Genomic DNA, 19,409 nt, shown 5'->3' with positions numbered 1-19,409 from the left:
GCCGCCCTGGGAGCCTCGGTTCTTGCGGGAGGCGTACGCCTTCTCGGCGCGGGCCCGCACCTCGGTCCGGGTCCGCGGCCTTTCCGAATTCGAGGCGGCAGCGTATGCCGTCGATCAGTTGTCGCCTGATCCTTATCGGCGGCCCTCCCGGCTTTCTGCCCGCTTTCGAGGGCCGTCAGAGCAGAACAACGGGGTCTCCGACCCGCACGTGCCCTGGCGACACAACCGTGGCAAGCCCATCCAACCGCATGTCGTGCGCTTTCGTGATGGCTCGCAATACCAGCGGGGAGTGAGGGAGGTCATGCTGAGCCTCGTTGGTCATCACGCATCGCTCACTCGACCGCACGAACTCAATGCATACCGCGTCGCCTATCCGCGCCTTGCTCCCGAACCACTCGTCCTCTACGAACGGAGGAGTGCCTGGTGGTGTGCGTACCAGGAGGTTCGGCCGGAAGCGTCGCTCATCGACGGGTACATCGGGCACCGCCGAACGCACCCAGTCAAGGGTGGCCGTGGTCAACACACTGATAGGCAACTGGTCGAAGTGAGAGATTGCCCCCTCGCGAGCCACCTCGACGTCCTCGCGACCGAGGTAACGGCGAAGATAGGCGCTCCGATCCGGTACCACCGTGCCCCTCGGGTCGAGCAGTTCAGGCTCACCAGCGTCGTCCACGTACCGGGAACGCAGCTGCAGCAGTCCCTGCATCCTGCGGAAGCGACGGGTGTTCTTCCCCGAGCCGAACTTACCGTGAGCGTCGCGCACCGCGAAGAGACGGTCGCCGACAAACCCTCTTTCCTCGACCTCCGCTTGGTCGAGTATCTCGCCCCCTGTCGACTTGATCGGATACCGCCAGATCCGTTCGATCACGCCCGCTTCGGTTACCATCCGGATGAGGCTACAAGAGCGAGGGCCTACTCACTGGCCGGGCAAGACTGACCCGAGCCCGGACACGCCGCCGACCCGGCGAAGGTGAGATCCGACTTCCTGTCCGTGCTCAACACCGGCGAAGCGCGCGGACGGGACGCCATGCGGCGCGTTCCTCCGCCATCCTGAGCGCCGACTCTTGCCCAGGAAGGCCCGCAGCAGCGGGTATTGGCGAGGAAGCAATGCTTTTGAGTGAATAGCGGTAATGCTTCTGCTTCTTTGAGCGGGTGCCGGGCATGTCCCTGCTGAGAGGTCGTTCTCGCCTGGTCCTGGCAGCGGAGGCGGCGGCAAGCGGGCCAAGGCGACCCGAGAGGAAGGGGGAATCGCACATGAACCTGCGATCGCTTGTCCGCCGTCCGGTCATCGCCATCGTCACCGTGGGGCTCGCCGCCGCGACGTCGATCGGGGTCACCGCGCCCGCATCGAGCGCCGTCGCATTCCGCGACTACCAGTGCCGACACCTGGACTACGACTCCGGTCTGCACATGCTGGACGGATTCAACTGCACGCCCTTGTTCATCAATCATGAACCCATGGAAAACACTCTGATCACGAAGCCGGACAGTCGACGCTGGCTCTACGAATGCGAGATCGTCAAAGTCGTCGTGGGCAGCAACAACGATATCGTCGGCTCCCACTGCAACCCCATCTGAGTATCCCGTAAACGCTCTCTGTCGTGCTGGATGGCCTGCTGGTCCCTGCGTCACCCAGCAAGGACAGTTGTGCATGCGGGCGATGCCGAGAATGGCGTGATGGACGCCGTCGCCTTTGCAGCGCAGCCGCGCGCAATCGTCCTGCCGGAAGTTCGGCCGGCCGCTCTCGTGGCGGTGCGGGTGACCAGGCCGGTGCCCCCGCAGCCGCCGCCCCGAGCACCGTGTTCTTCCCGACGGCATCCCTGACGCCGGACAGCTCCCACGCCTTGCAGTCGTTGCGATTCCCGGGCAGGGGACGGCCGATGGTGACGCGCCGGGTGTCGGTGTCGAAGACGACCTGGTGGCTGGCTGCGTACCTGTAGTTCTTCGGTTGCTCGGCGCTGGTGTGGCCGCGGGCGGGAACCGGGGTTCCGTCCACGATCAGCACGGTGTCCTTGGGGGCACTGTTGGCGTCGCTGGAGCGCGGGCGCAGGGTCGAGGTGGTCGATGATGCGGTCGGGCGTCAGGGTGTGCCGCCTCATTTGATGTTGCTGGTGAGTGAGCCGATCGCCTGTCCCACACCGGCGGATCCTTAGGCTTCGGCAAGTACGCCCACTGTGTCGGCCATGGCTTGACGCAGTTCGGTCGGCGCGACGACCTCGACCCATCCCTCGCCCCAGCGGCGGTCGCGGTGGAGTCGACTGCCCGCGCCACCGGGTCACCCGGTAGGTCGCGATCCGGTTCTTCCCAGCGGCCACGAAGTACCAGACACCGGACTTGAGAACCAGGCCGTAGGGTCGAAGGCGGCGGCGCACCTCTTGCGGCGCGTGCCAGCGACGGTGGCGCACGTGCACCGCACGCTGGGTGATCACCGCATCGACGAACAAGGGCAGATACGGCGTCTGCTCGGGTTCCCGCTACCAGCCGGGAGCATCCAGGTGGAACACCGCCGCCCTCCGCTCGGCCTCCTCACGCAGTCCGGTCGGCAGCGCGGCCAGCAGCTTCAGCCGTGCTGCGGTCATCTCAGCCGCGAGCCCCAGGTCGGCGGCGGGCCGGGCAGCCCGGCGAAGAACAGCGCCCGCGCCTCGCCCTCGCTCATCCCGGTCAGGCGGGTGCGATAGCCGTCGACCAACTGATAGCCGCCTCCGCGGGCGCATTCTCCCCCGAAGCCCTGACGGCACCTGGCACACAGCTCCCCTACCGTCAGCTCACCGCCCGGTTCCGACCGAACGAGCCGGCATCACGTGCCCGCAGAACAAGACTCAACAGGAGCCTGCCGTGCCCCTCCCCAAACCCTGCCGAATCGCAAGGCAAGTCGCTTCGCCTTGAGCAAGACAAGATGGGCACCCGCGACTGCACGCTCCGTACTGCAATGCCGGCTCAAGCTGCGATGTCGGCTTCGGGTTGCAGTGCAGGGCCGAGCAGCAGGCCCCCGTCCAGGACGAATTCCGAGCCGGTGGCGAAAGATGCGTCCCGGGAGGTGATGAAGAGCAACAGGCGGGTGATCTCAGAGGGTTCGGCGAGGCGGGGAATGGCGAAAGGATCGGGCGAGTAGAAGTCGGCGATGGCCGGCTGGCCTGCGACGGTGGGTTCGTTGATCAGCGGTGTGGAGACGACGCCGGGGTGGATGGAGTTGACCCGGATGTTGTCCCGCCCCAGCTCCAGCGCGGCCGTCTTGGTCAGCCCGCGCACGGCCCACTTGCTGGCGGCGTAGGGGGCGTAGAAGGCCGTGCCGACGTGGGCCATGGTCGAGGCGATGTTGACGATGGTTCCGCCGCCGCCCCTGCGCATCGACGGAGCCACGGCCCTGATGCCGAGGAACTGGCCGGTGACATTGACGCTGAAGGTGTGCTCCCAGGTGCGGAGTTCGGTGTGCTCGATAGGGGCCGCCGGGTTCTGGACGCCCGCATTGTTCACCAGGGTGGTGATCGGCCCGAAGTGGCCTTCGACTTCTCGCACCAGTGCCTCCCAGTCGCCCTCGCTGGCGACATCCAGGTGAAAGGACAGAGCCCGATGACCGAGCTGAGCAGCGAGATCGCGGCCGGCGTCGTCGTCGCGGCCGACAATGACGACGTTCGCCCCCTCGGCGTGGTAGCCCCGCACATGACTGCTGCCCATACCCCCGCTGCCGCCCGTGACGATGACGGTCTGGCCCTCAAAGCGCCCCATGATGCTTCCTTCCAGGCTAATGGTGAGTCGAGTGACTCACCTCCTCTCACAAGGTAAGAGCAGGCTGAAGGTGAGTCAAGTGACTCACCTTGCAGCGAGAGGCATACTGGAGGGCATGACGGCACAGCCTTCGGAATACCACCGGCGCGTGGCAGCGCAGAAGCGGACGTCCATCATCGAGGCAGCGACGAAGCTGTTCCTCGACTCCGGCTACGACGGCACCTCGCTGGCCCGCATCGCCGAGGCGGCCGGAGTGTCGCGGGCGACTCTGTTCAAGCAATTCACCACCAAGGCGGCTCTGTTCGAGGCGATCGTCACCGAATACTGGAAGGTCGACGACGAGGAGGCGCCCCTCCCCCAGCCAGGGAACCTCCGCGCAGGACTTGAGACCATCGGACGCCGCTACGTGGACCTTCTCACCCAGCCCGGCATGGCCGCCCTCTTCCGCATCGTCATCGCCGAGGTACCGCGCTTCCCCGGACTCGGCGAGACCCAGTTCAATCTCGGCAAGATGCCCTACTTCGAATCGGTCCGCCGCTACCTGGAAGCGGAAAACGCCGCCGGCACGGCACGGCTCGACGATGCGGAGATGGCGGCGACCCAGTTCCTCGGGATGATCTCCAACTACGTGTTCTGGCCGCGGATGCTGCTCGCGCGCTGGGAGCCCGACGACTCCGCCATCACCAACGCGGTCGACCAAGCGGTGCTGACCATGCTCGCCCGATACGGCGCGCCGGGGACCCCCGGCGCCTGAGGCACCAGTGCCCCACCGCTCTGCGTGATCATCCGATATCTCCCGCACAGGCAGGCCCTCGACCCCTTCGGCGAGTTGCCGATCATCCAGCAGGCGCTCGGAGTGAGCGCGTGGGTCTTGAGGAAGACGCGATAGGTTTCGTCGCCCTTCTCCCGGACGATTCCGACCGCCCGGAAGTGCTGCGCCAGCCGGGAGATGTCGATCTTGCCCTGCTGTTCGTGTGGGTATTGGTCAGCAGGAGCAGCTCATGAGAGGTTCAGGCTCCAACCACCCCGGGCATCCCGCTGCCATCGCTTTCCCGCGAGGGCACGGCCCCCCTCGGCGCCAATGAGTACAACGGCGGGTCACCCACAAGACACCCGCCGTCAAGCAGTGGCTGCTGGCACACCAGGAGTTCGGCGTGGCCGAACCTCGTGGAGCGGTGGTTGGCCGAACTCACGCAAGAGAAGCTCAAGCACGGTGTCCACCGCTCCGTCCAAGCGCTCGAACGCGACATCCGCAGCCGGCTCGCCAATTGGAACGCCGTCCGGCCAACCGGCCCCCAGCGATGGTGGACACGCTGCCAGTGATGAACGGTGCCCTGTCACCGGCCAGGAACCGACCAGGTCGGCGACCTCCCGACTGCCCCGGTCGGCGCAGTGCAGGGGCAGCAGCGAAACCGATCCATGCGCCGTCATGGTCATCAATTTGCTTCCTTTTCTGATCCGAGACCCAGTCCGTTGGTGCTCAGCGAAGAGTGAGCGGGGTTGCGGAAGTGACGTGGGGCAGCTTTTCGGGGTTGCGGACGTAGTAGAGGCCGGTGATGAGGCCGTTCTCGACACTGATCGCCATGACACCGTCGATCTCGCCGCCCATGCGCACGAGCAGGGCCGGGTGGCCGTTGACCAGGGTCGGTTCGGTGGTGAACGTGCCTTCGACCTTGCCGATGCCGCCGGCGAACATCCGGGCCACGCGCTCGGCGCCGGTCACCGGCCGCTGTGCGGCGTGCTTGAGGCCGCCGCCGTCACTCATCAGGACGACCTCGGGGGCGAGCACGTCGAGGAGGGCCTGCGAGTCCCCGGTCTCCACGGCACGCCGGAAGGACTCCAGGACCGCCTGGCCCTCGTTCGAGGAGACCATCTGGCGGGGGCGCCGGGCGTCGACGTGCCGACGGGCGCGGTGGGCGATCTGGCGGACGGCCGCAGGGCTCTTGTCGACGGCGGCGGCGATCTCGTCGTAGCCGATGTCGAAGACCTCGCGCAGCACGAAGACAGCCCGCTCGGTCGGCGACAGCGTCTCCAGGACCAGCATCAGGGCCATCGACACGCTCTCGGCGAGCTCGACGTCCTCGGCCACGTCCGGCGCGGTGATCAGTGGTTCGGGCAGCCAGGGGCCGACGTACGCCTCCCGGTGGCGCCTGATGGCGCGCAGCCGGTTGAGCGCCTGGCGAGTGGTGATCCGCACCAGGAAGGCGCGCTGGTCGCGCACCTGCCCCCGGTCGGCCTTGGCCCATTGCAGCCAGGTCTCCTGGAGGACGTCCTCGGCGTCGGCCGCCGATCCGAGCACCTCGTAGGCGACGGTGAAGAGCAGGTTGCGGTGGGCGAGGAACGTTTCGGTCACCGGTTCGGTGGCGTCGTCGCTCAACACTCGTCACTCTCCTCGTCCTTCGCGGTCGGCCTTGGCGGCCGACCGCGTTCGCGTGCGTTCACAGCAAGCCCCTCGAGACAGGCACCGGTCAGCCCGCCCGGCCGGGAGCGGTCGGTGCCTCGGTGTGGTGTGCGCCGTTGGCCTGCAGTAGCCGTCGGCGCTTGGCGACGCCTCCCGGTGCGCGGTGCAGGCGGAACGAACCGGGCCTGTGCGCCTCCTTGGACAGGTGCCCGGGGATGCCTTTGCAGACCAGTTCCTTGATCCTGGCGCCCATGCCTTCGTCGACGTGCAGCCACACGGCGACGTCCGACCGGTTGGCGAACTGGTAAATGCCGGCGCTCCGGCCGAGGCTGATGCACTGGGCGTAGAACCCCTGGTGGATGGTCTCCGGGTGCTTGCCCGCGAGTCGGCTGAGCACGGTGTCGGCGGCGCGCGCGCCCAGCGGCGTGGCGTTCAGGCAGCTCATCCGCAGCGGCTGGTTCGACGGTGCCGCCGAGTCCCCGGCCGCGAGGATCCGCGCGTCGTCCACGCTCGTCAGCGTCTCGTCCGTGAGCAGCCGGCCCACGGCGTCGGTGCTCAGCCCGCTGCGCGCGGCCAGGTCGGGAACGCCGAAGCCCACGGTCCACACGGTGACCTCGCTCGGCAGCTCACGTCCGTTCGCGAGCCGCACGGTGTCGCGGGACACGGCCGTCACCTTCGCGTCCGAGCCGTCGATCACCGTCACACCGAGCTTGGCCAGTCGCTTGGCGACCGAGCGTCGGCCCCGCGTGTGCAGGTACGGGCCGAGCACGCCGCCGCACACCAGGGTCACCCGGCGGCCGGCATCCGCCAGCTCGGCGGCGATCTCGATGCCGGTAGGACCAGCGCCGACCACCGTCACGGGGGCCGCCGCAGGCGTGGCGTCGAGGGTCGCCCGGAGCCGCTGGGCCTCCTCCAGCGTGGCGAGCGGGTAGGCGAACTCAGCCGCGCCGGGCACGCCCGGTTCGGCGCTGCCGCTGCCCACCGCGTAGATCAGGTAGTCGTAGGGCAGCGTGCTGTCGGCCGCCGGCCTCACGCTGCGCTCGGCCGCGTCGATCCTGGTGACGGTGTCGACCACGAGCCTGACCCGCTCGGACAGCACGTCCTGGTAGGCGACGACCGCGTCGTCGGACCCGCCCACCAACTGGTGCAGGCGGACCCGGTGCACAAGGTCCGGGCGCGGGTTGACCAGCGTCACGGTCACGTCGACGCGCTGCGTCAGCCGATTCGCGGCCATCACGCCCGCATAGCCGCCACCGATCACGACGAGGCCTCGTTGCTGGTGGTCGGCAGGCGCGTCCGGCGCCCGGCGCTCGGCCCACGTCTGGGGCCGGTCACCCAGGCCGCCTTGCATCACGCCACCCCTCCGGTAGCCGTTGTCCCGCACACATAGGCTTACCGCCGGTGCGGGCGCGGTTGCTGACAAGGGCCGACCGGTCAGCTCCCGGCCGAGCTTCCAAGGGTGATGGTGCGGCTCTCGCCCGGCAACACGGTCACGGCACGGCCGCGTACGGAGAAGCGCAGAGGCGATCTCTCCGACAGCGGGAGGCCTACTTTCAGGTTGTCACCGCGGATCTGGACATTCACTCCCCAGTGTTCGCGGAAGCGGACGGAGAAGCCGTACGTGCACAGCTCCGGGACGGGTGCCGGGTCGACGTGGAGTGTGTTGTCCCGGACTTCCAGTCCGGCCAGCCCTCGCTGCACGAGGTCCAGCGTGCCGCCCATGGCTCCCAGGTGGATCCCCTCGGGCGTCGTCCCACCCTGGACGTCGGCCACATCCCCCACCAGCGCTTCCTGCATGTAGCGCCACGCATCGGGGCGGCGTTCGCGCGAGAGCAGCCAGCCGTGCACCAGGCCGCTGAGCGTGGAGCCGTGACTGGTGCGGGGAAGGTAGAAGTCCACCGTACGGTCCCACGTCTCGTCGTCGAGGCGGTACCCCAGCCGGTGGAAGACCGCAGCCAGCTCCGCAGGCGAGAACAGGTAGCCGAGCATCAGGGCGTCTGCCTGTTTGGAGACTCGGTAGCGATTGACGTCGTCCCCCTCGGCCTCCAGGAGACGGTCGAGCCGGCGCACCTCCCCGTAGCGGGTGCGATATCGCTCCCAGTCCAGCTCGGCCAGCGCGTGGTAGCCGTCGAACTGGTCGATGACACCGCGGTGGAAGGGGACACGCAAGCGCCTGGAAACGTCCTCCCAACGTTCCAGCTCTTCCGCGGTGAGCGCCAGGTCAGCGAAGAGGTGGTCTCTTCGCGGCTGCGGGAGCTCGTCGACCAACTCCAGAGCCCGGGTGAGTACCCAGGAAGCCGTCACATTGGTGTACGCGTTGTCATCGATCCCCGGCCGGTCGGAGCCGGGGTACGCCTCGTGGTACTCGTCGGGGCCCATCACTCCCCGGATGCGGTACCGCTCGTACTCGGGGTCGTACTCGGCCAGTCCGGACCAGAACCTGGCGATCTCCAGCAGCATCTCCGCACCGTTGGTGTGGAGAAACTCCCGGTCCCCGGTGGTTTCGGTGTACCGCCAGACGTTGTACGCGATCGCCGAGCCCACATGGTGCTGCAACCGCGATCTGTCGGGCAGCCAGCGGTGTGAGCGCGGGTTGAGATGCAGGGTCTGTGTTTCTTCGCGGCCATCACTGCCGCTCTGCCACGGGAACATGGCACCGGTGTGCCCGGCCTCGCTCGCGTTGCGACGCGCCGCGGGCAGCCGTCGGTGGCGGTAGTTGAGCAGCGCCTTGGAGACCTCGGGAAAGTGCAGGTCGAAGTAGGGGAGAACAAACAGCTCGTCCCAGAAGACATGTCCCCGGTACGCCTCTCCGTGCAGCCCACGGGCCGGTACACCGACGTCGAGACCCGCGGTGTGCGGGGAGAGCGTCTGGAGGATGTGGAAGAGATGGAGCCGCAGGATGCGCCCCGTCGTACCCGGAACGTCCAGATGCGCCCGCTGCCACAGGTGCCGCCACGCCCGGCGGTGGGAGACCAGAAGTTCCGGGAAGCCCGCAGCACGGCCCACCGCCTCGGTGGCGGCGCCGAGGGGTTCGCTGATCCCCCGGTCTCCGGACATGAACATCGCCACCGTCTTGTCCACGTGAACGCTCACGCCGGAGCGAAGAGGCAGACGGAGCCGTTGACGGGCCCGGCCGTCGCTCTTCGGCCCGGGCTGCACCAAGCCCTCCCCCGCCGAACACCACAGCCGCGCCGCCTGCGCCACCGTGATGCACGAGTTCCGCGTGCGGCAGCGGACCCACACCACGTCGCCACCGGCCTCACCGGCTTCGAGTGACGTCAGGTGCCTGCCCTCCAGTTCCCGGTACCGTGCCACGCCGCTGTTGGTGACGGTGGCGTCCAGTTCCGCCTCGATCTCCAACTCGCCGGACCAGTCCTCGGCGGTGAACGTGGTGCGCAGAGCAGCAAGATGCGAATCGCCCATATGTACGAGACGCTGCTGTCTGACCCGCAGGCGGCGTCCGGCCGTGTCCTCCCACAGAAGATCTCTCGTCAGGCTGCCTCCCTTCAGGTCGAGAGACTGCCGGTACCTCAGCAGGCCGGGCTGGTCCGGCGACCACCAGTCCGAGGCTCCGCCGACCGCGTCCCGGATGCGGAAGCGCAGGGGCAACCAGTTCGGGAGGTTGACCAGGTCCTCGTTCTCCACCTGATGCCCCGCCACCACCGATGGCAGCCGGTCGTAGCAACCGGCCGCGTAGGTGCCGGGGTAGTGGTGGTCGTCCGCAACGGACTCGGGTGACGCTCCGCGGGTGGCGAAATATCCGTTCCCCAGCGTGCACAGCGCTTCGCGCAGGCGCTCCTCAGCCGGGTCGTACCCTTCGTACACCCACGACCATTCGGCGCTCATCGCCCTCCAAGCCAGTCGTCCGTCTTCAGCCTCTCGAATCGACCGACGGGACCACGGCGATTCTTGTGCGTGGTCACCCAGCGACGTCCGTTGCGGTACGACGCTCCGCCGCACGTGCGACTCCAGCCGTTGCCCGAGCTTCAACACGGCCTGCGGTCTCAGGCAGAAGTTACTCGCCCATCGTTACGGGAGGAGACGACACGGGCCGTGTGTCATGGCCGGGTAGCAGTCAGCCGCCGATGACCGGCCCGAAGACGGCTCCTTCCCGTGAAAGGCCCGCCGGATGTGTTCGCCGACACTGCCGTGGGCCGACGGTGACCCGACCCGTGCGGGCCCAGCCATCTCGCACTGATGGTCGTCGGCGAAGGTGTTCGGCAGATGTCTGCCGCCCCGACCGGCGTCAGTCGCTCAGAGCGGCAAGAGTGGCCGCCAGGTCGGTGGCCCGGGGCCGGTTGTGGGGAAGCTTGGCCAGGACACGGGCCATGCCGCAGGTGTCGGTGAGGGCGGAGAAGACCAGTCCGCCGGCGACGCCTGCGGATATCCAGCGGGTCCTCGGCCAGCGGCGGGCGGCGAGCAGTCCGGTGAGGACAAGTGCTCCTGCGGCGAGGCGGACCTGGCGCTCCATGGCCCAGATGGCGGGGGTGTCCGCGGGGTGGTGGAGAGTATGGCCGAGCCGGCTCCAGGCAGCTGTGCCGCCGGTGAGCGTAGCGGCGGTGACGCCGTGTTCGGTCAGGCGCTGGGAGGCTTGCGCGGAGCGGGCACCAGAGGCGCACACCATGAGCAGGTCGCAACGGCCGGCTGCCGCCTTGAGTGCGTCGAGTGCCGCATCCAGGTGGTCGAGGGGGACGTTGTGGGCGCCGGGCAGATGCCCGGAGGCGTACTCCCCCGGCGTGCGCACATCGATCACGGTCAGCTTGTCCAGGCGGGCGTGGGCCTGCGCGGGAGTGAGGGCGGTGGTGGCGGTCACGTGGATCTTTCCATTTCTCATCGGGGGTTCCCCTCCGGGTAGGATACCCGCAGGGGTATCTATGAAGGAGAAGGAGTTGCGGTGGAACTGACGATGGCGGCCGAGGAGCTGAAGAAGGCGGTCAACCGGCTGCGTAGAGCGCAGGGTCAGATCGCCGGGGTGATCAAGATGATCGAAGAGGGGCGGGATTGCGAGGAAGTGGTGACCCAGTTGGCGGCAGCTTCCCGGGCTCTGGACAAGGCGGGGTTCGCGATCATCGCCACCGGCCTTCAGCACTGCATGACGGACGCGGAGGGCTCCGCCCCCGGTGACCGGGAGGAGATGCGGGCCCGTCTGGAGAAGTTGTTCTTGTCCCTTGCCTGACCGGTCCCTGCGGCCGCATCCACGGGGGCGACATCATGTCACGGCGTCGATGAGCATGAAGGCGGCCACGGCCAGCAGCACGACGGCGAACGTACGTTGCAGCAACGTACCGGAGATCCTGCTCGCCACCTTCCTGCCGTCCCAGGCGCCCAGGATCGCTGCCCCGGTGAACGGCGCGATCACCGCCCATTCCAGTCCCGCCAGGGTGGCCCCGCGGGTGGCGAGGGAAGCAAGTGAGTTCGTCGAGATGACCAGCAGGCTGGTGCCGATGGCGGCCTGCATCTCGAAGGCCAGAACCGCGACCAGGGCAGGAACGGCGAGGAAGCCGCCGCCCACCCCGAGCAGCCCGGTCAGGGCGCCCAGCCCGGCCCCGGTGCCGGCGGCTTCGGCCGGCCGCACGGGCTGCGATCCACCGTCGGTGGAGCTGCGGCGGGAGCGCAACATCTCGACGGCCGCGAAGGCGGCGACGGCGGCGAACGCGGCCGTCATGACCGGCTGTGGCAGGCGGTTCGCAGCGGCACCGGCTACCGCAGCGGGGACCAGACCCGCTGCGGCGAACAACGCACCGGTTTTCCACCGTACGTTTCCCGCACGGCTGTGGGCGTAGAGAGCGGTGAGCGAGGTGACGGTGACAATGATGAGACTCGCGGTGGTGGCTGCGGCCGGGGTGAAGCCCAGCAGATAGATCAGAGCAGGCACCGCCAGCACGCTGCCGCCCCCGCCCAGCGCACCGAGCGCAAGCCCGACCACGCCACCGGCGACAAGGGCAAGAAGCAGGGCACTCACGCTATGGAACCGCTGCTCTCATCGGCGACCGGAAGGCCCTCGCGCGCCCACGCGATCATGCCGCCTGTGATGTCACGCGCCTCGACGCCCCGGGCGGTCAGCAGCTCGGCAGCCTGCTGCGAACGGTGGCCGGAGCGGCAGATGACCAGAATCGGTTTGCCGTGCGCAGCTGCTGGAAGAGGCGACCCGGCCCGCAGGCGGCTCAGCGGCAGGTGCAGCGCGCAGGGGGCGTGCCCGGACAGCCACTCCGACATCTCGCGGACATCGAGCAGCACCGCCTGCTCATCACGCAGATGCCGGTGGGCCTGCGCAGGGCTGAGACGGCCGGGGCTGCGACGGAGAAGACGGAGAGAGGAAGGCAGGGAGAACAAAGCGCGATCACTCCGGGTGGGTGCTGTGAGTGGGTGTTTCAGCCGATGCTCTGAGGACGGGTGAGGGTGAGCCCGGCGTCGGAGGCGGCATCGAAGCCGTCATCGACGGCGATCACCTCGCGGCCGACCGCGTCCAGGAGGGAGGCGGCGATCGCCGCGCGCATCCCGCCGGCGCAGTGCACCCACACCTGACCGGACGGCACCTCGCCGATACGGTCGGGCAGCTCGTGGATGGGAATGTGGACCGAGCCGTCGAGGTAACCGCTCGCGCGCTCCGAGTCGCGCCTCACGTCCAGCACGACCAGGTCCTTGCCGCTCTCACGTACGTCGGCCAGGTCCGCGAAACGGGCCCGGGGAAAAGAGACGAGCTGGGAGTCGTCCCGGACCCAGTCGTCCGGTTCGCCGGTGGCGGCAGCGGCCGGCCGGTCGATACCCACCCGGGTCAGCTCCCGCTGCGCGTCGGCAATCTGCTCAGGAGTTTCGGCCAGCAACGTGACGGGCTTGCCCCACGGGATCAACCACGCGAGGTAGGTGGCCAACTTGCCCTCGCCCTCGAAGTTGAACGACCCGGCCACATGCCCCTCGGCGAAGGCAACGCGGTTACGCAGATCCACCACCCACTCCCCGGCGGCGAGCCGCTCGGAGATCTGCTCGGCGTCCGCCTGCCGGGGTGGCGTGAGGTCGACGGGGGCGGGCCCGGCGGCGTTGACCGGCCCCATGTGGGTGTAGTACGCGGGCACGTCGTCCAGTCCGGCGAGCATGTCGGCGATAAATGTGTCCGCGTCCTTGACCAGCGCCTCGTTCACCCTGCGCTCCGCGCCGATGGTGGTTGTGTCCCCCTCGGCCTGGGAGCTGGAGCAGAAGCTGCCGAAGCCATGGGTGGGCAGCACCTGCACCTCGTCGTCCAACTGGTCGGCCAGCCGGTGTGCGGAGGCGTGCTGGGCGCGGGCCAGCTGCTCGGTGAGCCTGGGCTCGACCAGGTCCGGCCGCCCGACCGTGCCGATCAGCAGTGACCCGCCGGTGAAGGCTGCCATCGCCTGACCGTCCTGTTCCAGCACGTAGGAGGTGTGGTGCGGAGTGTGACCGGGAGTGGCCACCGCACGCAGCGCCAGTCCCTCGTCCAGGGCGACGGTGTCACCGTCGTCGACAGGGGTGTGTTCGAACGAGACCGAAGCGCCCGTCGGAACCAGGTATCGGGCGCCGCTGACGCGAGCCAGCTCCAGGCCGCCGGTGACGTAGTCGTTGTGCAGGTGGGTCTCGGCAACGAAGGCGATGCGCACACCGCGCCGCGCGGCCGCCGCCATGACCCGGTCGATGTCGCGGGGCGGGTCCACCGCCACGGCAGCCGTGGAGCCCCCGGCCAGGTAGCTGCGGTTGCCCAGGCCTTGCACTTCCAAGGTGTCGATGAAGAACACCGGCTGTGCCTCCTCTCATCAGAGTACCCAGGGGGGTATTACGTCTCACCATAACAGGGATACGGGTGGGGGTATTCCTTGAGTGGTGATGGTGCATCGAGGGACCCGCACCCTGCCGCAGGGTGCGGGCGGGCCGACGGGGCAGCGGCCCGCTCCTGGTCAGGTCGCCGTTGCCTGTGAGCCACACATCAGCCGTGTGTCCTGGGACACCGCAGCAAAGACACACATGTCGACGACGGACGACGACAGCCCATCGCCGAACAACGAACCCGACATCGCCGACCGCCCAGACAAGCAGCTGCCTCACGGGGCGAGGGAGAAGTAGGTCTCTTCCTCCTGTGCGAAGTGCAGGCGCAGCACGCTGTGCAGCCCGTACAGACAGACGCGCAGATCATCGAGCTGCTCCAGCGCCAGGTCACCCTCGGTTGCGACCAGTTACAGATGGGTGGCGATGCGCCGGGCGAGACGCTCGATCTCAGTGTGGGCACGACTCATCGTGGCGGTCGCTTCAGGACCGCCCAGAGTGGGCGCGAGGGCAGGGTAGAGCTGGTGCTCTTCGGCCTGTTCATGCGGCAGGAGCCGTTCGTTGACCAGCCGGTGCGCCTCGCCCACTGCCGCGAGCGCCTTCGGGCCCGAGCTGTCGGACAGCTGGTCGGCGGCACCCCGTACGGCTTCGAGCACGTCCTGGAGGTCCTCGTGTTCGGCTGCGAAACGGTGGACGAGCGCTTCCGTCGCGGGTTGGAGGGCGGGGCGCGCAGCCTGGTCGAGGCGCAGCGCACGCAGGGCGTTGAGGATGACCGCGACATCGATCCCCTCCTGAAGCAGAGCACCGACGGCGGGCGGTAGCAGGCCCACGGCGGCTGCCGCCATGGCGGCGAGGGACATCAGCATGCCGCCGAGCGCGCTCTGCACGGCGATGCGGCGTGCTCGTACGGCGATGGCGACGGCGTCGGCGAGGCGGTCCACGCGGTCGGTGGTCAGGACGACGTCAGCGGCCTCGGAGGATGCGGTGGAGCCGCGGGCCCCCATCGCCACGCCGACATCCGCCGCTGCGAGCGCCGGGGCGTCGTTCACGCCGTCGCCCACCATCACTGTGACCGCGCGCCCGCGTTCGGCACGTACGGCGGCGACCTTGTCGGCCGGAGTGAGCTCGGCCCGCACGTCGTCCAGGCCGAGGACTGCCGCGATCTCGCGGGCCGGTTCCGGCCGGTCGCCGGTGAGCAGCGTCAGCCGCCCGATGCCCGTCGTGCGGAGTCGGCGCAGCGTCCGCGGCGCGTCCCGGCGCAGAGGGTCACGAAGGAGGACAGCGCCGACGGGACTGCCGTCAACAGTGAGCCAGGCGACGGCCGCCCCATCCAGGAGCGCCCGGTTGTCGGCCGCTCGTGCCCAGTTGGGCTTGTCGGATCGGGCCTCAAGGCGGCCGACGGACATGCGGCGGCCGTCGAGAGTTGCGGTGGCGCCCCGTCCCGGTTCCTCGGTCACGTCCGTGGGCGGCGACAGTTCCAGTCCGCGATCGCGGGCCGCATCGACGATCGCCCGCGCGAGGACATGCGGGGAGTACTGGTCGAGCGAGGCTGCCAGCCGCAGTACATCAGCGGGTTTCCAGCCGGGTGCGGCAACGACGTCGAGGGCGTGCGGGCGACCGCTGGTCAGGGTGCCGGTCTTGTCGAGCAGCAGGGTGCGGGCCCGGCCGAAGTTCTCCAGCGCGCCGCCGTCGCGGATCACCACACCCAGGCGGGAGGCCCGCGACAGGCCGGAGACGACAGCCACCGGCGCCGCGAGAAGCAGCGGGCACGGGGTGGCCACCACCAGAACCGCCACTGCCCGTACCGCCGAACCGCTGATCAGCCAGGCCAGTCCCGCTGCCGTCAGTAGGCGTTTGAGAACCCTGGCCATGAGGTCTGGCCTGGTCGGATGATCGCGCTATGAGGCCGGGTGCGGTGGTCCGGAGGTATTGCCGGGAGTGTGGTGATCCGTTGCCGGTGTCGAAGGCGGCGGGGGCGGTGTTTTGCTCGGGTCGGTGCAAGTCGCGGCGGTGGCGGCGGTTGGAGGCGACCCGGCGGCGGGTGGCTGCGATGCAGCAGGGGGAGCTGGCGGAGTGCCCGGTGTGCGGGCGGTCCTGGACGGTCGGGGTGGAGCGGGCGCGGTCGGCGGTGTACTGCTCGACGCGGTGTCGGGTGCGGGCCTGCCGCGAGAGGCGGGCGTCGCGGAAGGGCGTTACGGAAACGCCGTAGCCGAACGCCTCGGCCGACCCAGCGGCCCCGGGTGTCGTGCACGGGTTGGCTGGCGCGCGGGGTCGTGGCTACTTCCACTCCTGTTTGCGCCTGCCGCCGGGGCTCGCGCCCGCGTCACCGTGAGGGGTGACGCGGGCCGGTGCCGCGTTGACGGCCCGTGCCGGTGGCCGTCCCCCGGCTCGCCTTCGAGGTGGTGGCTGGTTATGGCGGAGCGGGTGGGCACCGTCTCTTGGGAACGTTACGAGCAGCTCGTCGCTGAAGGGCGGAAGTTGGTCGCGCAGGTGGCGCGGGCTCAGTTCGCGCTCGGTGACGCTGCGCTGGAGATCGAGCCGATGCGGCCGGTGGGCGGGTCGATGCCGAACGGCAGCGAGGATTTGTTCACGGTGCAGGAGTCGCTGGGGCTGTTCGCGCACGACACGGGGTGGCGGCCTCGACGGTGGAGGACTGGCGGTGGGTCGCGTCCCGCTGGCCGAAGGGGCGGCGGGCGGATGGGGTGTCGTTCACCGTCCACAAGATTTTTGGCGTCGGTGACCGGCGCCGCCGAGCGGTGGGCCGCGGTCCAGGACGTGCCGTTCGACCGGCACGGTCGCCGGCGATGGACCCCGGACGCCGCGAAGCGGCTGGTCGGGCAGCGGGTGGACCGGCCGGAGACGGTCGAGGAGAAGGTTCGGGCGGTCACCGATCTGACGCGGGACGGCGAGGTCGCCGGGCGGGTGGCGGCGGATCTGCTGCGCTGGCCGGAGCCCGCCGGCCAGCTCTCGGCCGAGGAACGGATGCGGGTGGTCCGGGAGCTCACGAGGGATGACGAGGTGGCCACGCGGGTGACCGCCGATCTGCTGCGGCGCCCTGAGGTGGCGCAGGAGACGATGCGGGACGACACCGCCCGGTTCCTGGTCAACCGGGCCCAGTTCGACAACTCCCACCGCACCCGCGGGGAGATCCGCGAGCGGACCCCGGCGGTCCGCCGGATCGAGCACAGCATGGAGTACGTGGGCCTGGTCGGCTCCTGCCACCAGTTCGTCGCCACCCTCGGCCGCCTGGTCCCGCGCCTTCGCGGGCAGGAGTTCAGCGAGGACGAGCGCGAGACCGTCCGGCGGGGGATAGCGAAGGTCCGTGCGGCGGCCGACTGGCTGGAAGACGCGATCGACGCGGGCGAGTTCACCCTGGACGAACAGCTCGCCCGGCTGCTGAAGGGCGAGTGAAGGCGGTGGCCCGCGAGGCGCGGCCGGTGGCCGTGCACAACGGCGACCTGGTGCGGGCCGCCCTGATGGAAGCCCGCCCCGCCGGCTTGCAGACTCGGCAGCTCATCGCCGCCACCCGCCTCACGCGCTCACAGGTCGAGCGCGGTATCCGGCACCTGCGGGACGTCGGCGCGGCCGAGCACCTGACGCCGATCATCTGGCGCCAGCGGGACGGCTACCTGTTCTCCGACGACCCGGCGGACTGGATCGAATACGAGAAGCGGCAGTTCCTGGAGATCCTCCACCGGCTCACCCGGATGATCACGGGCACGCTCGACCCGCACCTGGCCCGCCACCCGGACGACGAATGGGCACAGCTGGCCATCGCCCAGCTCACCGGCGTCCGCGCCACGCTGGCCCAGCTCACCCGATAACCCCGCCAGGGAACGACGGGCCGATGCCCGCACCCCGCCGACACCGCTATCCCTCCGACACCACCGCCGCGGAATGGGCCCTGATCGAGCCGCTGCTGCCCGTCCCGGCCTGCCAGACGAAGACCGGCGGCCGGCCGGAGAAGTGGCCGCGGCGCACCGTCGTGGACGCCATCCGCTACATCGTGGACAACGGCGCGAAGTGGCCGGCCCTGCCCGCCGACTACCCACCCTGGGAGACCGTCTACGCCATCTTCGCCCGCTGGAACCGGGCCGGGGTCGTGGCCTGGATACGAGACCAGCTCCGCCGCCGCATCCGCACCGGCGCCGGCCGCTGCCCCTACCCCGTCACCCTCATCGTCGACTCGCAGTCCGTGAAGGGCGCCTCCACCGTGGGCGCCGCCAGCCGCGGCTACGACGCCGCGAAGCGGATCAACGGCCGCAAACGACATATCGCCGTCGACACCCTCGGCCTCCCGGTGATGATCACGGTGACAGCCGCCGACATGACCGACCGCGACGCCGCCCGCGAACTCCTCTGGCACCTGAGGCTCACCCACCCCCAGATCACCCAGGTCTGGGCCGACTCCGCCTACGCCGGCCAACTGGTCACCTGGGCCGACGAACGCCTCCGGCTCACCCTGCGCACCGTCTCCCGCCCCCGCGGCACGAAAGGGTTCGTCGTCCTACCCCGCCGCTGGCGCGTCGAGCGCACCATCGGCTGGCTCATGAACGCGCGCCGCAACGTCCGCGACTACGAACGCCTGCCCCAGCACGCCGAAGCACATCTCACCTGGGCCCTCATCACCCTCATGACCCGCCGCCTCACCCGCAAAGGCTCACGGCCGAACTGGGCGAAGAAGCCATGACCGCACCCGCCTACCCGTTCTCACGAGGCCCCTCAACTCACCGGCCAGCAGCGACGGCGATCAAGCGCGGCGCCGGCGGCTGACTGGTTGAAGGTCCGGCTCAGGCGGGGGCGGACAGCCCGTGCTGGCGGGCGTATGCCGCTCGGCAGCTCTTCGCGCAGAAACCCATCGTCCGGCCCTCGTGTTCGAGAGTGAGGGCGCTTCCTCCCAGTCGTACATGCATGCCGCACATCGGGTCGATGGTGACTCCTTCGGGGAGGTCGGCGCTGTCGGCACTCGGGGCATCGTTCTTCGCCCGGTACGCAGCGGTCATCTGGCCGACGACGTCATCAGCGGTGCCGGGCTTGCCATCCATCCCGATGCTCCCGTCGATGACGCCGACGAGGTTGATCCACAGATGGCCCTCAGGGCGCTGCCACCCGTGCGAACGATCGAGCCGGCGCACCCCGCGACGCACCATGCCGATGGTGGTCAGCGACATCTCAGCGCGCCACGCCTCCGGCACGGTGATCGTGACCCAGAGCGGCGGCGCGTTCCCGGGTATCCACGGGCCGTCGCCGGTGGTCCAGCAGTCGAGCTCTCGGAAGCCGACATGCATCATCGCGCGGGCACGGCTCATGGTTTCCTCTGCCACACCCTCTTCGGCACCGACCAGCAGCCGGCACACTTCGCCGGCAAGGTCTCTTCGGTCGTCATCGGTCAATGCGCCGCGTGGGCAGGCGATTTCGATGAGAAACATTTGGGCTCCTTCGTTGCTCGGTGACACCCCACCGCAATATACCCTGGGGCGGTATCGGGGGCGCGCGTGTGGGGCTTGGG

General features: G+C 69.3%; 18 protein-coding genes and 4 pseudogenes. 9 read left to right on the top strand and 13 right to left on the bottom strand.

Annotation, left to right across the window (positions count from 1 at the left end; translation table 11 throughout):
- Window positions 1-175 precede the first annotated feature (175 nt).
- Window positions 176-886: an MOSC domain-containing protein gene (locus JW613_RS21675; protein ID WP_209212508.1), complete on the bottom strand. Its 711-nt coding sequence runs from the start codon at window positions 884-886 to the stop codon at window positions 176-178.
- Between the two features lie 368 nt (window positions 887-1,254).
- Here JW613_RS21675 and JW613_RS21670 point away from each other — a divergent pair, with 368 nt between their 5' ends.
- Entirely contained in the window at window positions 1,255-1,578 is a 324-nt protein-coding gene (locus tag JW613_RS21670) for a hypothetical protein (protein WP_209212507.1), read from the top strand.
- A gap of 66 nt (window positions 1,579-1,644) precedes the next feature.
- On the opposite strand, the pseudogene JW613_RS35915 reads toward JW613_RS21670, so the two are convergent.
- The 3 genes and pseudogenes from JW613_RS35915 to JW613_RS21660 form a co-directional block, all read right to left on the bottom strand.
- Window positions 1,645-2,075: pseudogene (locus JW613_RS35915) on the bottom strand (transposase); the annotation flags it as partial.
- A 255-nt stretch (window positions 2,076-2,330) separates the two neighbouring features.
- A pseudogene (locus tag JW613_RS35910) lies at window positions 2,331-2,405 on the bottom strand (hypothetical protein); the annotation flags it as partial.
- 532 nt (window positions 2,406-2,937) lie between these two features.
- Window positions 2,938-3,726 carry an SDR family NAD(P)-dependent oxidoreductase gene (locus JW613_RS21660; protein ID WP_209212506.1) on the bottom strand — a complete coding sequence of 263 codons (789 nt, stop codon included), beginning with the start codon at window positions 3,724-3,726 and terminating at the stop codon, window positions 2,938-2,940.
- Window positions 3,727-3,841: 115 nt separating this feature from the next.
- Here JW613_RS21660 and JW613_RS21655 point away from each other — a divergent pair, with 115 nt between their 5' ends.
- The 3 genes and pseudogenes from JW613_RS21655 to JW613_RS36855 form a co-directional block, all read left to right on the top strand.
- The gene (locus JW613_RS21655; protein ID WP_209212505.1) at window positions 3,842-4,480 is read left to right on the top strand and encodes a TetR/AcrR family transcriptional regulator; all 639 of its coding nucleotides are present in this window, start codon (window positions 3,842-3,844) and stop codon (window positions 4,478-4,480) included.
- Between the two features lie 110 nt (window positions 4,481-4,590).
- Window positions 4,591-4,731 (top strand): hypothetical protein, encoded by a 141-nt coding sequence (locus tag JW613_RS21650; protein WP_209212504.1) that lies wholly within the window; start codon window positions 4,591-4,593, stop codon window positions 4,729-4,731.
- Between the two features lie 95 nt (window positions 4,732-4,826).
- Window positions 4,827-5,049 (top strand): annotated as a pseudogene (locus tag JW613_RS36855) (IS630 family transposase); the annotation flags it as partial.
- A 157-nt stretch (window positions 5,050-5,206) separates the two neighbouring features.
- On the opposite strand, the gene JW613_RS21645 reads toward JW613_RS36855, so the two are convergent.
- Both JW613_RS21645 and JW613_RS21640 read right to left on the bottom strand, forming a co-directional pair.
- On the bottom strand, window positions 5,207-6,103 hold the full coding sequence (locus tag JW613_RS21645; protein WP_209212503.1) for an RNA polymerase sigma-70 factor: 897 nt from the start codon (window positions 6,101-6,103) through the stop codon (window positions 5,207-5,209).
- 91 nt (window positions 6,104-6,194) lie between these two features.
- Window positions 6,195-7,361, bottom strand: coding sequence for an NAD(P)/FAD-dependent oxidoreductase (locus JW613_RS21640; RefSeq protein WP_245226109.1), 1,167 nt, complete (start codon window positions 7,359-7,361; stop codon window positions 6,195-6,197).
- Between JW613_RS21640 and JW613_RS36850 the strand changes: the two genes are divergently transcribed.
- Window positions 7,272-7,517: a universal stress protein gene (locus JW613_RS36850; protein WP_372447978.1), complete on the top strand. Its 246-nt coding sequence runs from the start codon at window positions 7,272-7,274 to the stop codon at window positions 7,515-7,517. The two genes, JW613_RS21640 and JW613_RS36850, sit on opposite strands and share 90 nt — an antisense overlap.
- 44 nt (window positions 7,518-7,561) lie before the next feature.
- Here JW613_RS36850 and JW613_RS21635 read toward each other — a convergent pair whose 3' ends face one another.
- Both JW613_RS21635 and JW613_RS21630 read right to left on the bottom strand, forming a co-directional pair.
- On the bottom strand, window positions 7,562-9,973 hold the full coding sequence (locus JW613_RS21635; RefSeq protein WP_209212501.1) for a glycoside hydrolase family 65 protein: 2,412 nt from the start codon (window positions 9,971-9,973) through the stop codon (window positions 7,562-7,564).
- A 400-nt stretch (window positions 9,974-10,373) separates the two neighbouring features.
- Window positions 10,374-10,940, bottom strand: coding sequence for a rhodanese-like domain-containing protein (locus tag JW613_RS21630; RefSeq protein ID WP_209212500.1), 567 nt, complete (start codon window positions 10,938-10,940; stop codon window positions 10,374-10,376).
- Window positions 10,941-11,021: 81 nt separating this feature from the next.
- On the opposite strand from JW613_RS21630, the gene JW613_RS21625 reads away from it, so the two are divergent.
- Window positions 11,022-11,303, top strand: coding sequence for a metal-sensitive transcriptional regulator (locus tag JW613_RS21625; protein ID WP_099876960.1), 282 nt, complete (start codon window positions 11,022-11,024; stop codon window positions 11,301-11,303).
- Window positions 11,304-11,336: 33 nt separating this feature from the next.
- Here the strand turns inward: JW613_RS21625 and JW613_RS21620 are convergent, their stop codons facing one another.
- The 4 genes and pseudogenes from JW613_RS21620 to JW613_RS21605 form a co-directional block, all read right to left on the bottom strand.
- The gene (locus tag JW613_RS21620; RefSeq protein ID WP_209212499.1) at window positions 11,337-12,089 is read right to left on the bottom strand and encodes a sulfite exporter TauE/SafE family protein; all 753 of its coding nucleotides are present in this window, start codon (window positions 12,087-12,089) and stop codon (window positions 11,337-11,339) included.
- Window positions 12,086-12,460, bottom strand: coding sequence for a rhodanese-like domain-containing protein (locus JW613_RS21615; protein ID WP_372447977.1), 375 nt, complete (start codon window positions 12,458-12,460; stop codon window positions 12,086-12,088). The genes JW613_RS21620 and JW613_RS21615 overlap by 4 nt, the downstream gene beginning before the upstream one ends.
- Window positions 12,461-12,498: 38 nt before the next feature.
- Window positions 12,499-13,875: an MBL fold metallo-hydrolase gene (locus JW613_RS21610; protein ID WP_209212498.1), complete on the bottom strand. Its 1,377-nt coding sequence runs from the start codon at window positions 13,873-13,875 to the stop codon at window positions 12,499-12,501.
- Window positions 13,876-14,178: 303 nt separating this feature from the next.
- Window positions 14,179-15,747: pseudogene (locus JW613_RS21605) on the bottom strand (heavy metal translocating P-type ATPase); the annotation flags it as partial.
- Between the two features lie 889 nt (window positions 15,748-16,636).
- Here JW613_RS21605 and JW613_RS21600 point away from each other — a divergent pair.
- Genes JW613_RS21600 through JW613_RS21590 form a run of 3 tightly spaced genes read left to right on the top strand, consistent with a single transcriptional unit; the run spans window position 16,637 to window position 18,590 of the window.
- On the top strand, window positions 16,637-17,311 hold the full coding sequence (locus JW613_RS21600; RefSeq protein WP_307865994.1) for a DUF6192 family protein: 675 nt from the start codon (window positions 16,637-16,639) through the stop codon (window positions 17,309-17,311).
- Entirely contained in the window at window positions 17,308-17,724 is a 417-nt protein-coding gene (locus tag JW613_RS21595; RefSeq protein WP_307865985.1) for a hypothetical protein, read from the top strand. The genes JW613_RS21600 and JW613_RS21595 overlap by 4 nt, the downstream gene beginning before the upstream one ends.
- Window positions 17,725-17,747: 23 nt before the next feature.
- Window positions 17,748-18,590, top strand: coding sequence for an IS5 family transposase (locus JW613_RS21590; protein ID WP_209212497.1), 843 nt, complete (start codon window positions 17,748-17,750; stop codon window positions 18,588-18,590).
- 100 nt (window positions 18,591-18,690) lie between these two features.
- On the opposite strand, the gene JW613_RS21585 is transcribed toward JW613_RS21590, so the two are convergent.
- Window positions 18,691-19,356 carry a hypothetical protein gene (locus tag JW613_RS21585; RefSeq protein WP_307865984.1) on the bottom strand — a complete coding sequence of 222 codons (666 nt, stop codon included), beginning with the start codon at window positions 19,354-19,356 and terminating at the stop codon, window positions 18,691-18,693.
- Window positions 19,357-19,409: the final 53 nt, after the last annotated feature.

Source organism: Streptomyces smyrnaeus, from assembly GCF_017676345.1.
Taxonomy (GTDB): domain Bacteria; phylum Actinomycetota; class Actinomycetes; order Streptomycetales; family Streptomycetaceae; genus Streptomyces; species Streptomyces smyrnaeus.
The sequence above is the reverse complement of the archived record's forward strand: the minus strand, read 5'-3'. Positions and strand labels throughout refer to the sequence as shown.